General features: G+C 68.0%; 11 protein-coding genes and 1 pseudogene. 4 read left to right on the forward strand and 8 right to left on the reverse strand.

All coding sequences use genetic code 11. The annotated features are described in order from the left end of the window. Positions 1-6 precede the first annotated feature (6 nt). Positions 7-933 carry an aldo/keto reductase gene (locus tag P6281_RS05005; protein ID WP_201407446.1) on the forward strand — a complete coding sequence of 309 codons (927 nt, stop codon included), beginning with the start codon at positions 7-9 and terminating at the stop codon, positions 931-933. Then, positions 915-2,627: pseudogene (locus P6281_RS05010) on the forward strand (FAD-dependent oxidoreductase); the annotation flags it as partial. The gene P6281_RS05005 and the pseudogene P6281_RS05010, both read left to right, overlap by 19 nt. Before the next feature lie 14 nt (positions 2,628-2,641). On the opposite strand, the gene P6281_RS05015 reads toward P6281_RS05010, so the two are convergent. After that, complete coding sequence (locus P6281_RS05015) at positions 2,642-3,517, reverse strand: hypothetical protein (protein ID WP_041784816.1); 876 nt, start codon at positions 3,515-3,517, stop codon at positions 2,642-2,644. Beyond that, positions 3,514-4,632, reverse strand: a complete 1,119-nt coding sequence (locus P6281_RS05020) for a Gfo/Idh/MocA family protein (RefSeq protein WP_014383947.1) — start codon at positions 4,630-4,632, stop codon at positions 3,514-3,516. Before P6281_RS05020 ends, P6281_RS05015 begins: the two co-directional genes overlap by 4 nt. A gap of 210 nt (positions 4,633-4,842) precedes the next feature. On the opposite strand from P6281_RS05020, the gene P6281_RS05025 reads away from it, so the two are divergent. Together P6281_RS05025 and P6281_RS05030 are read left to right on the forward strand one after the other, a co-directional pair. Continuing rightward, the gene (locus P6281_RS05025; RefSeq protein WP_008254160.1) at positions 4,843-5,298 is read left to right on the forward strand and encodes a polysaccharide biosynthesis protein; all 456 of its coding nucleotides are present in this window, start codon (positions 4,843-4,845) and stop codon (positions 5,296-5,298) included. After that, positions 5,295-5,780, forward strand: coding sequence for a glycosyltransferase (locus P6281_RS05030; RefSeq protein ID WP_095762898.1), 486 nt, complete (start codon positions 5,295-5,297; stop codon positions 5,778-5,780). Before P6281_RS05025 ends, P6281_RS05030 begins: the two co-directional genes overlap by 4 nt. A gap of 8 nt (positions 5,781-5,788) precedes the next feature. On the opposite strand, the gene P6281_RS05035 is transcribed toward P6281_RS05030, so the two are convergent. From P6281_RS05035 to P6281_RS05060, 6 genes are read right to left on the reverse strand one after another with little or no spacing between them, the layout of a single operon-like run. Further along, positions 5,789-6,832: a glycosyltransferase family 4 protein gene (locus P6281_RS05035; RefSeq protein ID WP_095763068.1), complete on the reverse strand. Its 1,044-nt coding sequence runs from the start codon at positions 6,830-6,832 to the stop codon at positions 5,789-5,791. 11 nt (positions 6,833-6,843) lie between these two features. Next, positions 6,844-8,787, reverse strand: a complete 1,944-nt coding sequence (locus P6281_RS05040) for a glycosyltransferase (protein WP_201408437.1) — start codon at positions 8,785-8,787, stop codon at positions 6,844-6,846. After that, complete coding sequence (locus P6281_RS05045; RefSeq protein ID WP_201408438.1) at positions 8,784-10,259, reverse strand: flippase; 1,476 nt, start codon at positions 10,257-10,259, stop codon at positions 8,784-8,786. The genes P6281_RS05040 and P6281_RS05045 overlap by 4 nt, the downstream gene beginning before the upstream one ends. An 11-nt stretch (positions 10,260-10,270) precedes the next feature. Then, positions 10,271-11,857, reverse strand: coding sequence for a sugar transferase (locus tag P6281_RS05050; protein ID WP_201408439.1), 1,587 nt, complete (start codon positions 11,855-11,857; stop codon positions 10,271-10,273). Then, entirely contained in the window at positions 11,842-12,414 is a 573-nt protein-coding gene (locus tag P6281_RS05055) for a dTDP-4-dehydrorhamnose 3,5-epimerase family protein (protein ID WP_008254170.1), read from the reverse strand. The genes P6281_RS05050 and P6281_RS05055 overlap by 16 nt, the downstream gene beginning before the upstream one ends. 59 nt (positions 12,415-12,473) lie before the next feature. Continuing rightward, a complete protein-coding gene (locus P6281_RS05060) occupies positions 12,474-13,709 on the reverse strand; it encodes a PPE family protein (protein ID WP_014379319.1) in 1,236 nt (411 codons plus the stop codon). Positions 13,710-13,721: the final 12 nt, after the last annotated feature.

The raw sequence follows: 13,721 nt of genomic DNA on the forward strand, positions 1-13,721 counted from the left end.
CCGCAATTGGCGGTCAGCGCAATCGGTTTCGGATGCGGCGCACTGATGCAGTCGCCGTCGAAGAAGGAACGGATGGCCGTGCTCGCCGGCGCCATGGACAGCGGCATCACCCACTTCGACACCGCGCGGATGTACGGGCTGGGAATGGCCGAGGCTGAGCTCGGGGCCTTTTTGCGCACGGTCGACCGCGACAGCGTGACCATCGCCACCAAGTTCGGCATCGATGTCGGCGGCGCGGCGCGGCGGCTCGGCCGATTCCAGGCCCCGGCCCGGGCGCTGCTGAAAAAGGCTCCCGCGCTGCGCCGTATCGTCAAGCGGCAGCAGGCGCCGTCGGCGGGCGGCCGGGTGTACGACGCGGCCGTTGCGACACGCAGCCTCGACGAGAGCCTGGCGGCGCTCGGCGTCGACCATGTCGACATCCTCTTCGTCCACGCGCCGAGGCCTCAGGACACCGTTGCGAGCGACGAACTGCGCGAATTCTTTGAGCGGGCGCGCCAACAGGGAAAGATTCGCGCCTGGGGCGTCTCGCAGGACGAGGGGCTCGAGCTGGACTTCGTCCGCGCATTCGGGCCGCGGGCAGTCAGCCAACTCCGCAGCGACTTGCTCGATCCTTCGCCGAGACCGGCCGATATCGCATTCGGCGTACTCGAGCGGCCGCACCGCAAGCTCTCGGGTGCCTTGCTTGCCGACCCCGGAATGGCAAGCCGCTGGCGCGAAGCCCTGCAGGCCGATCCGCTGGCCCCCGGCGTGCTGGCCCGGCTGATCCTCGCCTCGTCGGTCACCGCAACGGGCTGTCGCGCAATCCTTTACAGCACCACAAGGCCGCAGCGGGTCACCGAAGCCGCCGACGCGGTCTCGTCGCCACCGGACGCCGAGACCGTGGCGCGGTTCCTCGCTCTCGTCCAGGAGTTCCGACAGGGTGCGGCCGCGTGATTCGCGACATGGAGGACTTCGCCCACGGCATGACGATCGAAACGGATGTGGTGGTCGTCGGGGCCGGCCCGATCGGCATCGCGACCGCGCTGGAACTCGCCGGGTCGGGCGTGCAGGTGGTCCTCGTCGAAAGCGGCCTCGAACGCAACGACCGTGCGGCCCAAGCGCTGTCGAGGTTCGATTCCCGGCACGACGACTACTTCCATTCGCGTAGCGAGCTGACGGTCCGCCGGCAGGTCGGTGGAACCTCGGCGCTCTGGGGGGGACGCTGCCTCGAGTTCGACCCCATCGATTTCGAGGACCGGCCCATTACCGCGCAGGCGCCGTGGCCCATCGGATACGACGACGTCGAGCCCTACCTTCAGCGGGCCTGCGACTGGGCGGTATGCGGTCGGGCGGCGTTCAATGCGCGCGAGATCCCCGAGATCGCGGAGCGCGACTTGGTCGCGGGGCTCCCCGACGGCGACGTGCGCACGACCGACCTCGAGCGCTGGGCGCTACCAACCCGTTTCGGGCGCCGCTACCGGGCGGCGTTGCGAGACGCTCCCCATCTCACGCTGTGGACCGGCCTCACCTGCACCGAGATCGTGACGACGGCGGCCGGCGACACCGTCGACCACCTGGTGGTCAAGTCCTTGAACGGCGGTGCGGGGCGAGTGGTTGCGACGGACTACGTCATCGCGACCGGGGGTTTGGAGGCCACCCGCCTGCTGCTGGCGTCGGATCGCCATCACCCCGGGGGGCTGGGGAACGCGAGCGGGCACCTGGGGCGCTGGTACATGGCGCACGTCGAGGCCCGGGTCGCGCGCGTGCAATTCACCACGGATGAGGTCATCCACGGATACGAGCGGGACGGGGAGGGGGTGTATGTTCGCCGGCGCTTCACCTTCGACCCGCAGCTGTTGCGCCAGAACGAAATGCCGAACGCCGCAATCTTCTTGGTGAATCCGCCGATCAGCGATCCGAGTCACGGAAGCGGGATCCTGTCCGGGGTGTACCTGACACTGATCTCGCCGATCGGACGATTCCTGCTCGCGGAGGCGATCCGTGAGGCCCACACCAAGACCGACGGTTCGCCACGAATCCTTGCGCATCTGGGCAACGTCGTGCGAGACCTGTTCGGTTCCCTCCGGTTCGCCGTCGCCTTCTGCTACGCACGGTTCCTCCGCTGGGGCCGCAAGGCGCCCGGGTTCTTCGTGAAGAGCGCCGACAATCGCTACCTGCTGCAGTACCACGGCGAGCACCTTCCGCACTGGGAGAGCCGGGTCGAGCTGACCGACGAACGAGACGCCCTCGGCATGAGGAGGATTCGCACCAGCATGCACTTCTCCGACGCCGATTACGCAAGCGTGCGCAAGGCCATCGCCGCCATCGATGACCACCTTCGCCGCCACGGCGTGGGATACGTGGAGTGGCTGACCGACGATGTCGAGGCCACGGTCCGTGCGTACATGAAGAAGCGGACCGGTTACCACCAGGCGGGAACCACCCGGATGTCGACATCGCCGGAAGGCGGCGTCGTAGATCCACACCTGCAAGTCCATGGGGTTCGCGGACTCTACGTCGCGAGCACCTCGGTGTTGCCGACATCGAGCCAGGCCAACCCGACGCTTCTCGGGATCGCGCTGGGCGTGCGGCTCGCGGAGCGTCTGGCGAAAGCCCGAATCACCTGCTCGTCAACGGATTCGAGCTAACCGGGGTCCGGGGATCACGTCGGAACCTGCCACAGCTCGTCGATCAGCGACTTCGTCTGCCGAATGTTCGCGCGGCTGGATGCGCCGAAGACGATCGAATGGATCTGCGGCTGGCCGCAGACGTAATCGATGGCCTCGCGGGGCGGGATCGCGCCCGAGGCGAGCACCGACATCGCGATCAGCCGGCAGCGGCGCTCGCGGATTGTCCTCTCGTAGAGCTCGATTCCGCCACACATCCGGAAGCCGATCTTGTTGAAATTGGCGCACACGATCGGATTCTCGATTCCCTGGCCGTCGAGGGCGTCGAGCAGGCGCGGGAGATTCATGGTGATGAACCCCGGCTCGGCACCGTACTTGAGCCTGACGTGGTCGGAGAAAAACCGGAACCCCTCGTCCATGCCCAGGCCGAGAAGCAAGTCGGTGACGACGTTTTGAATGAAGATGACGGGCGTGGACAGTCCGGCGAACATCTTCATCTCGGCGTCGACCAATAGCTGCATGATCGGCTCGATGTCCTTGCCCGCGAGGGCGACACCGCCCTTGAACATCGACTTGACGGCCCCATCGTCGGGCAGGAACCTGCGCAGCGCCTCGAGCATCCCGAACTCGGTCACGGCGTTGGCGTACTTGTGCGCGTACGGCATGCACGGGTAGAAGACGTAGTCGGGGTAGCGGGTCCGGTTGGCGCGGAAATGATCGCAGATTTCGCCGACCCGGTCGTGCGTCGTGCACACGAACGTGCGGATGCCTTCCTGGTACGCGGCGTCCAGCGTCCCCAGCACGGGCGGTAGGTGCTGAAACCGTATCGCCTGGGCGCGCGCTTTCTCCTCGGACATGTGGTTGACGCCGAAGAACTGGTTGTCGCCGAACAGCACACGGTCCATGGTCACGATGCCCTCGGGGACGTGAGTTTCCTGATGCGCGCGACGATCTCGCGGCGCCGCGAGCCGCGCGGGGAGCCATTCGCGGCCGCCTGGGGCAGGGGTGACGCGCCGGCTCCAGCGCCGGTGATCATGTCGACCACACGATCGACGTCGAGCGCCGAGCGAAAAGTGTTCTCGCCGTTCACCCGGTTGTTCTTGATGCTCTGCGCGAAATAGTCGATCTGCGCCGAATACTCTTCACCCCGAAGGTAATACCAGACCTCGTCGGTGAGATCGGTCGTGTACCGGATCGTCCATCCCGCCCCCAGGTCGGGGACCCCGGGGTGCGTCTCGCGGAGATAGATCTGGCATTCCTGCCGATCGGCGACGACGCGGCCGTTGGTTCCCCACACCGAAACCTTCGTCGACATCTTGCGAAAGCTCTCGTCGCTCCAGTTCACGCACAGCTGGCCGCTGGCGCCGTTGCCGTAGCGCATCGTGCAGTACACCTCGTCGTCGACGTCGCGCGAGAAAACGCTGTGGCGGACGACTCCGTCGACCGCTAGGGGCACGCCGGCGATGAAGTTCATCAAATCGATGGCGTGGCAGGCGTAGTCGTAGAGGGCGCCACCGCCTTCGGCTTTGACGCCACGCCACGTGCTTCCCTTCTGTCGAAGGACGACGGGGCCGTATGCCTCGGCACGCACGTGGTGTACCTGCCCGAGAGCCCCCGCCGCGACGATTCGTGCCGCCTCTTGGAAGGCGCCGATGAAGCGGCAGTGATAGCCGACCTGCGTGACGAGCCGATTACTCTCGGCGAGCGTCACCAGGCGCTCGCCGTCGCGGACATCGAGGACGAACGGTTTCTCGCAGAAGACGTGTGTGCCTCGGGCAAGGGCCTTTTCGACCATCGGCGCGTGCAGCCGCGACGGAACGGCGACGACAACCGCGTCCGCCTTCGTCTGCGCCAGCATCCGATCGAAATCGTCGTAGCAGTCCAGACCGGTGTATTTGGCCAGGATGTCGCGCAGATAGCCGGCGGAGTCACACACGCCGACCACCTCGAGGTCCGGGTGCGTGCGAAGGATCGCGAGGTGCGAAAGACCCATCTTGCCCAGGCCGACTATGGCCGTTCGAATCATGGTCCGCGCCTCTACTCACTCCGAGTGCCGCATCGGCAACGTGTACGGCCCGCCAACAAGGTGGACGTTAGCATCCGGTCAACGCATCATCGCGAAATCCGCTCGATCTGTTTGCCGTCGCAACCCGGGGACGGCCACGACGGGAGTTAGTCTTTGACATCGGGATCGCCGCGCCGCCAGAAGATCGGCGCGCCTCAACCGAGGGGAGACATGGGTCGGCTGCTCCTCATCGCGTCCTCCGGTGGGCACATCTACGAGATGTTCTGCCTGCGCGAGTTCTGGCAGGACAAGGATCGGTTTTGGGTGAGTTTCGGGACCGCCGACGCCCGTTACCTGTTGCGCGACGAGCGCGAGGTGTACTGGGCCGCGCACCCGACGGTCCGTAACGTGCCCAACCTGCTGCGCAATCTGGTGCTGGCCCTACGCCTTTTGATCCGCCACCGCCCCGCCATGATCTTGACGACCGGATCGGGCGTGGCCGCACCCTTCCTGTGGCTGGCCTGGCTGCTGCGGATTCCCACCGTGTTCGTCGAATCCATCACCCGCATCACCGAACTCTCGCTCACCGCCCGCATGGTGAAGCCGTTCGCCTCCCGCTTTCTGGTGCAGTGGCCCGAGTTGGCCGACCGGATTCCCCGCACCGAGTATCACGGGAGGATCGTGTGATCTTCGTGATCATGGGGATGGAGGTCCATCCCTTCGACCGGCTGGCGCGCGCGGTGGACGAGCTGGCGCGCACCGACGCGGTGGGGGAGGACTTTTTCGTACAACTCGGAACCTGCAAATTCGAGCCGCGCCACGCCGCGTTCGAGCGCTTCCTGTCCTTCGGGGACGTCTGCACGCACATCCGGCGGGCCTCTGTCGCCGTGACCCACGCGGGCGCCGGATCGACGCTGCTGTGCGTCGAGCAAGGGAAACATCCCGTGCTGGTGCCGCGTCGCTCGTCGCGCGGGGAGCACGTCGATGAGCACCAGCTGCCGTTCGCCGAGAAGATGGCGGGTGCCGGGCTGGCGACCGTGGCCCGGGAAACAGAGGAGCTCCCGGCGGCCATCGCGGCGACGCGGTCCCGATCGGCGCCGCCCGATGCGCTGGGCCGGGCCCGCGAACTCACCGCGTGGCTGGAGACGTTCTGGCGGGGCCTGGCCTGATCCTCACGTCACCGCCGGCGATCCAGCACCTGGGCGATGACGTCCAAAATGCGCACGGCGACAAGGTCAACCGCGCATCGGTGCGCGTAGTGGCGCGCCGCGTCGGCCCCCAGGCGGGCCGCGGTCACCGGATCGGCCAGGAGGTCGAAAGCGGCGGCGAGCCCGGCGACGTCGTCGACCCCGATCGGGGCCAAACCCGGCGGCTGGTATTCGGGCAACGCGCCGGCGGTCGACACGATCGGCATGACACCCAGCTGCATCGAGAGCGACTGCACGCCACTCTGTGAGGCGCGCCGATAGTGGGCGAGCGACCCTTTGGCGGCGGCCAGCGTGGGGATGACATCGGCGTAGCGGAAGCTGCCGTTGCGCCAGAGCGTGTGTTTGGGCAGGGCGTCGGCGTCCAGCGGCCCGTCGCCGACGAGCACCAGGTTGTCGCCTCGCCAGCCGCCGCCGATCACATGCCGCTGCCAGGCCGCCAGCACGACATCGACGTTCTTGTACGGGTTGAGCCGGCCGAACATGACGAAATCGCGGCGCCGTTCGGGCCCCACGAACGGCGGAACGCGGTCGAGATCGAGGTCGCTGGCCAACGGCACGACATGCACCGGCGTACCGGCGACATCGCGGCGCGCGGACACCGCGGCCGCGACATAGTCGCTGTAGGTGATGGTGGCGGCCGAGCGCGCGGCCCAGCGGTCGAACACGGCACGCTCGTAGGCCGGGGTCAGTTCGTCGGGGTCGTGCGGTCGATCGTCGTGTACCACCTGAATGCGCGGGGCTCGCCCGGCCAACGCGATCCAGCGCGGATCCCGCACCAGTTCGGCGATCACGATGTCGGGCCGGAAGCGGCGGACGCGGCGCCAGGCTTTCAGGGCCGGCAGCCAGGTCGCGGCCGTGCGAAAGCGCGGGTCGAGCACCAACTCGTAGTCGCGCGCGGCGTCCGATTCCGGATGCTGATCGGAGGTGACCAACAGCACGTCGGCACCGTGGCGCAGCAGCGCCTCGGCTTGCACCCGCACCGCCGGTCGCGTCCACGGCGAAAGCCACAGCACCCGAGGCGAATTCACAGCACAGCCCCGATCGCGCCCAGGTAGGCGTCGGCCATCGCCTCCACCGTGTAATGCTTGCGCATGCGCTCATAGCCGCGTCGTCCGACCGACGGCAGCGCGTCGGGCTCCGCCATGATCCGGGCCAAGTGTTCTCGCCACCCCAACGCGGAGACGGGCTCGACCAGGAACCCCGCCCCTCCGAAATCCAACATTTCCGGGACAGCACAAATCGCCGACGCCGCGACCGGCACCGCCCTGGCCATCGCCTCGAGGATCACCACCGGGAAGGCCTCGGAGCGGCTGGGAACACACAGCAGGTCCGCGTCGGCCAGCGCGGGGCCCGGCCCGGCCGACCAACCGCGCCACTGGACGCGATCGCCCAACCCGGCGGGTGTGCGTGCCTGCAGCCTCTCTCGATCGGGCCCGTCGCCGAAAATCGACAATCGCCAGGGCATCTCAGCGAGGCCGCTCAGCGCCTCGATCAGCAGATGCGGGTTCTTGTGCTCGACGATGCGTGAGAGCATGACCAGGTGCAGCGGTCGGCCGGCGCCGCGATGCCGGGGGCTCGGCTCCCCGAGGTCGGCGACGCCGTTGGGCGCGACGAAGTACCGTCCCCAAAGCCGATGCTGTTTGGTCAGCATGTCCCAATGGCGTTGTGCCAAAACGATGAATCCGTCCGCGCGGCGCATCGCCGCGGCCAGTGGCCGCGAGTAGATCGGCCGGTCCTCCTCGGGAGGGACGTGCGGTGCGACCAGCCATCGACGGCTCCGGCCGGCGGCGCGCCACAACGTGCCGAAGCCCACCTCGGTATTGGTGTCGCCGGTGATCAGCACCGCCGGGCCCTCGGCCATGTCGACCATCGGCGCCCACCACGGCTGGCGGATCACCCGCACCGTGTCCGGAATTTCGGCGATCAGCGGGCCGAACCGCTGCACGCAGACGACAGTGACCGAGTAGCCGCGGCGGTCCAATTCCGTTGCCAAGAGCGCCTTTTGCCGCTCGGCGCCCCCGTAGACCAGGCGGTTGGTGGCGATGACTATCGACGGCAGGCTGGTTCGCCGGCGCGCGCGATTGCCCCGCCGTAGCCGCTGCAGGGCGGCTGTGCCGGCCAGGTACACGTCCGCGTGGTGGACGCTGTTGTGATGTTCGAGCAACAGCGCGGTGTTGGTTCGCGCCAGGTCCCGGTCGCGGCGCTGTCGGGGGCCGTCGTCGCTCACCGGGTCGCGGCGCTCGACGCCGAGCTCGTCGGCGAGCAGGATGCGCCAGCCGGCGGCGCGGGCCCGGGCCTGCCAGTCGGCCACCTCGCCGTAGCCGAAGTACTCCTCGTCGAAGGGGCCGATGGTGTTCCAGGCCGCGCGGCTGATCGCCAGGCAGATCGGAGCCAAATCGCCGTCGATGCTTCGCGATTCGGGAGGCTGGTGAGAGTACCACCGTGCGGGCGTCGTGCGACGGTGCGGGCCGGCGCGCCCGCCCGCCGCGCGCAGCTCGCGGCTGACGGTGTGGCGGCGGGCGGCGACGTCCCACGGCGCCCGGTCCGGCGCGGCGGCGTCGCGTGCGAGCGGCGAAACCGCCGCCACCCTGGGCTGACCAAGTAACTCGCGGGTCCGGTTCAGCGGCCCCAGCAGGCGGGCATGGGGGTCCAGCAGCAGGAGGTCTGTATCGGCGGGCATGTGCTCCACCAGCGTGTTGCAGGCCGCGGCGAAACCGACGTTCGCCTGGCCCGAAAACCACCGGACCGCAGGGTATTTCGCGGCGAGTTCCGTTTGCCCCGAGCCGCTGCGGTCGTAGACGTGAACCGGCAGCTCGGGTAGATGCTCGGCGACGCTGTCGAGGCAGACCTCGAGCGACTCGTGGCCGCGTTGGCTCACGATCAGCACGGCCAGCGAGCGCGTGGGCGGCAGGCCGGCGGTGTCGCCGACTGGGCGCTTCAGATATGCCCGGTCCGTTTCACGGGTCATGCCGTCAGCTGCTCTTCGCGCAGCGTGGCCCGCAGAGAGGTCAGGGTCGACCAGGTGATCGGGCCGAAGGTCGCGCTGGTGGCCAGGTAGGCGACGGCTGCGGCGGACAGTACCAGGATTACGTGGTGACCCGAAAGCAGCAGTGTCACAACCACGCTCGCCCCCGTCGGAATCAGCAAGCGCAGCACGAACGGCACGGGCGTGCGGTAACCGCAGCGTCGGCGCAGCCACCAGCTCGAGATCGTCATGTTGAACAGTTCCGTGCACACCAGCGCCACACCGGGGCCGACGGCGCCGAACCGCCCGGCCAGGGCGAGGTTGAGCGCGACGTTGAGCGCGAGGGTCGCCACCGTCAGCCACAGCAGGACCTGTTGATGATGGGAAGCCACCAACCCCTGGCCCAGGGTGCCACCGACGAACCGCAGGGCCGCGGCGACGAACAGCAACGCCAGTGTGGGCGTCCCGCGTTCGATGAACGCGCTCTTGCCGAACAACCCGATCAGCGGTCCGGCCAGCAGCACGCCCACAACGGCGATCGGAACCGCAACGAAGTACATCAATTCGACGCTGCGGCGCAGAAAACGGGCGAACGCCGCCACGTCGCGCGAGAAGAGCTCGGTGGCCGTCGCCAGCGTCGACTTGTGGAAGATCAGCGAAACCACGATCGTGTTGAACGAGATCGTCAGGGCCAGCCCGTACACGCCCACCTCGGAGTGGGTGCTCAGCAGGGACAGGATCACGCCGTCGGCGCGGCAGTACAGGAGCCCGACGATCATAAATCCGATCAGCGGCAAGCTTTCCCGTAACAGGTCGGCTGCTTCCCGCGGGGCGAACAGCGGCCGTACCGAGATGTGCCGCATCGCGGCGGCGCCCTGGATCAGTAGCTGCACGGCCGGTGGGATCAGCTGTGCGACCGCGAACCAGATGACGTCCGAGTGCGCCGCGACCAGCCAGGCGACCATGGCCAGCGTGCTCACCCGGGCGGCGACGTCGGAGATGGCCACCGCGGAGAACCGGACGGTGGCAAGGAATACCGGTTCGAACCGTGTCGTCATGGTCTGCAGCAGCAGCCCGCCCGCCAGCACGACGAGCATCACCCGCACCTGGGTGTCGTGATAGATGAGCAGCCCCGACCCGGCCGCCAGCACCGCGAGGGGACCGCAGTAGAGAAGGGCCAGGCCGCTGTTGATGCGCACCAGGCGTTCGAGTTCGCCACGCCCGGAGGTCACCCGCCGCACGATGACGGTGGCGATGCCCAGATCGGCGAAGCTGGTCCACATCGCGACGAACGCCACCGCGATGGTGAGCTGGCCGTAGCGTCCGGGACCCAGATAGCGGGCGGTCATCGCCACCGAAACCACGGACGCGAGCATCCCCAGCGCCCGGCAGATCAGCTGGATCGAGAACGCGTGAGCCATCCGCGCGAGCGGCACCGTGGGCACCACCGCGGGGGGTGCCGTTGGCTCGGTCATGGCTCGCGAGCCTAGTAGGCTCCGTGGCTTGTCAGGACCGCTTTCACCGTCTTGGCGACGATCATCAGATCACCAGACATCGACCAGTTGTCGACGTAGGACAGATCCAGGCGCACCGACTCTTCCCAGGACAGGTCCGACCGGCCGCTCACCTGCCACAGCCCGCTGACGCCCGGTTTCACCAGCATGCGCCTCTTGACCTCGCCGTCGTAGTTGTCGACTTCGCGGCGCAACGGGGGCCGGGGCCCGACGACGCTCATGTCCCCCTTGAGGACGTTGATGAATTGCGGGAGCTCATCGATGCTGTACCGGCGGAGAATTCTGCCGATGGGGGTGACCCGGGGGTCCTGGCGCATCTTGAACAGCATGCCGCCGGCGCCCTCGTTGACGGCGAGCAGGTGCTCGAGTTGAGTGTCCGCACCGTCGACCATCGTGCGGAACTTCAGCATCGTAAAGGGCTTTCCGTCGGTGCCGATGCGTTCCGACGGGTAGAAGACGGGGCCCTTGCTGGTCAGCTTGATGGCGATGGCAGCGGCGACCAGCACCGGCGCTGTGGCGACCAGCGCCGCCAGCGAGAACACGAAGTCGAAGGCCTGCTTCTGAAAGCGGTGCGCCCCTTCGTATTGCGGCTTGTCGACGTGCAGCAGCGGCAGCCCGCCGGTCAGGCGCAGCGTCAACCGCGCCTCGGTGACGTCCATGACGCCGGGCGACACCACCAGGTCGACGTCCAGGGTCTCCAGCTGCCACAGCAGCTCCCTGATCCCGTGCATCCCAAAGTGATCCGTTTGGGTCACCGCGACGGTGTCCGCGCCGCAGCTGCCGATCGCCGTCGCCACCTGGGTTTGGTCGCCCAGGATCGGGACCTGACGGCCGCCGATCGTCAGGGTGTTGCCGCGCGCCGGCCCGTAACCGGGGATGCAGACGCCGACCACGACGCACCCGGCCACCGGATTACGGTCCAGTTCGTGTGCGAGGTGCGTGACCGATTGCCGGTCTCCGATCGCCAAGACGCGGGTCTGGCACTCACCCTGGACGCGCTTGTGGCAGATGTGCTTTCGCCACACGCTGCGGCTGGCCAGCAATCCCACGGTGCCGACGGGAAGCGCGATCGCCAGATAGCCGCGGGCCAGATCGACCTTGGCGAGCAACGTCACCATGGCGATGATCCCGAACGTCCAGAAGGAGGCGGTGCCGATCCGGCGGTACTCCTCGATCCCCGCGCCGATGATTCGCGTTGAGCGCGTTTGGAATATCGCGAGGGCCGACAGCCACAGCGCCGCGAACAGGAAGGAGAACAGCGTCATGGTCGGGTCCGAGTAACCCGAGGTGTTCGCGATCTCCCCGAAGCGGACGTACTGGGCGAGCATCACCGACGCGAAGACGATCACCGAGTCACTGATGCGCAGACCCTGCGAGTAGCGGTCCTGCCAGCGCTGTGCGGTATTCGCAGCAGCCGGAGCCGCGGCGGGGGCGATCACGGGCGGGCCCGCGGCCTCGCTGCGGTGCGACGCCGTCGTGCCCGCCGGCCAGGCCTTGAGCTGCCGCCAGCTGGGCGCCACGACATCCACTGTGTTGGGAACGATCACCGACTGACGCATGATGCCACCTGTTCGACTGGTGCCAATCTGGATTTGCGCGAGGGCCAGCTCGCGTCTTGCTCGGAGATGACGGTGACCGGTATCGGCCATGAGATTCCGAATTCGGGGTCGTCCCAGCGGATCCCCTGCTCGTCGGCCATCGCGTACTGGCCGCTGACGTGAAAGGTGACCTCGGTGTCGTCGACCTGCGTCTGGAAGCCATAAGCGACATACGGGGGCAAGAACAGCGTGCGTTGGTCGTCGGCGCTCAACTGCACCATCACGTGGTCGCCGTAGGTCAGCGAGTCGGGGCGGACGTCGACCGCGACGGCGGCGATGGCACCGCGCGTGCAACGGACCAGTTTCGCCTCGGCGTGCGGCGGCACCCGGCGGTACAGGCCACGCACGGTGCCGCGGGTGTAGTTGAAGTAGATATTCGTCTGCGCGACTTCGAAATCCAGCCCATGGTTGGCGAAGTCACGGGCGGAGAACGAACGTGAGGAGAACCCGCGATGGTCGTGGTTGAGTTCGAAGTCGATGATTGTCACCCCGGCGACCTTGGTGGGCGTGTACTTCACTTACCGCTCCTTCTCCTGCACCGGGCCTTTTAAAAAAACCTGTCCGCTCATGGCATGGCCTACGCGTATCCGGCGGACAGCGGGCGTGTCATCACGGTCGGGATCACGCCGTAACGTGGCCCGAGGTTCTTGCCCGAGGCGGCCGCGAGACGGGGCAGCGAGCCCATGACGCTGGGCGGCACGTTGGCGCCGGCGAGGTTGATCGCGGGTAGCGCCGACACGGCGCTGTGGGCGGCTGGAATCACGCTGGTCCAGCTCGCCGGCACCGCCAACGGACCCAGCATGGCCGCCTTGCCGAGGCTGCCGAAGATGCCGGATCCGAGCGATCCGATCGATCCGAGCGCTCCGGCACCCGAACTGGCCGCACTCGCCGCCCCCGAGGCAGCGGCCATGACGCCGTCGCCGGCGGCTTTTGCCAAGCCCTGCGCGGTCTGGGCTATGCCGAGGATGGAGGACATGCCGTAGAGGGGGGTCGCCGCCGCCGAGAATGCGCTGGGGATGGCGCCGGGGATGCCCGACGCGAGGCCGGTCATGATCGACGAATTGGCCGCATCGCCTGCGCCGGCCCCAGCGCCGGTAATGGCATCCCCGGCGCCAGAACTGGTATCGGTGACGACGTCGCTGAGGAGGGTGGTCCCGGTTTTCATCGGCGAGGACAGCTGGTGCAACGAGTTGGGCACCTTGGACACCACATTCGCCAGGTTCGCCTGCTCCGTCTCCGAGGTGGCCTTCCCGACCGCGGCGGCCTGCTGGGCCACCCCACTCTCGTTGGTCACGTTCGGCGCCGGGGTGAACGGTGTCACCTCGCACGCGGCCGCCGAACCCGCGGCGTACGCATACATCGCCGCGGCGTCCTGCGCCCACATCTCGCCGTATTCGGCCTCGGTGGCCGCGATGGCGGCGGTGTTCTGCCCGAAGAAGTTGGTCGCGACCAGCGTCGCGAGCTGCGCCCGGTTGGCCGCGACCGCGGGCGGCGGGACGGTCATCGCGAAGGCGGCCTCGAAAACCTCCACGGCGAGTCTGGCTTGACCGGCCGTCTCCGCGGCTCGCGCTCCGGCGCCGGCCATCCACGCCATGTATGGCGCGTACGCCGACGCCATGGTCAGCGACGACGGGCCCAGCCAGCGTCCGGTGGTCAACCCGGCGATCACCGAGCGGTAGCAACTCGCCGCGGCGTGCAGTTCGGCGGCCAAAGCGTCCCAGGCCACCGCCGCGGCCATCAGCGAGAAGGGGCCGGGGCCGGCGTACATCCGCGCGGAGTTGACCTCCGGGGGAAGCGCTCCGAAATCGATCACTTGACGGCCCTC

Origin of the sequence: Mycobacterium sp. 5-140-3-2 (genome assembly GCF_035666375.1) — a bacterium.
Lineage (GTDB): Bacteria > Actinomycetota > Actinomycetes > Mycobacteriales > Mycobacteriaceae > Mycobacterium > Mycobacterium intracellulare.

Excerpts from the sequence above, each read along its gene's own strand:
- P6281_RS05040 (WP_201408437.1), bottom strand. The coding sequence starts at position 8,787 with ATGACCCGTGAAACGGACCGGGCATATCTGAAGCGCCCAGTCGGCGAC.
- P6281_RS05020 (WP_014383947.1), bottom strand. The coding sequence starts at position 4,632 with ATGATTCGAACGGCCATAGTCGGCCTGGGCAAGATGGGTCTTTCGCAC.
- P6281_RS05050 (WP_201408439.1), bottom strand. The coding sequence starts at position 11,857 with ATGCGTCAGTCGGTGATCGTTCCCAACACAGTGGATGTCGTGGCGCCC.
- P6281_RS05045 (WP_201408438.1), bottom strand. The coding sequence starts at position 10,259 with ATGACCGAGCCAACGGCACCCCCCGCGGTGGTGCCCACGGTGCCGCTC.
- P6281_RS05025 (WP_008254160.1), top strand. The coding sequence starts at position 4,843 with ATGGGTCGGCTGCTCCTCATCGCGTCCTCCGGTGGGCACATCTACGAG.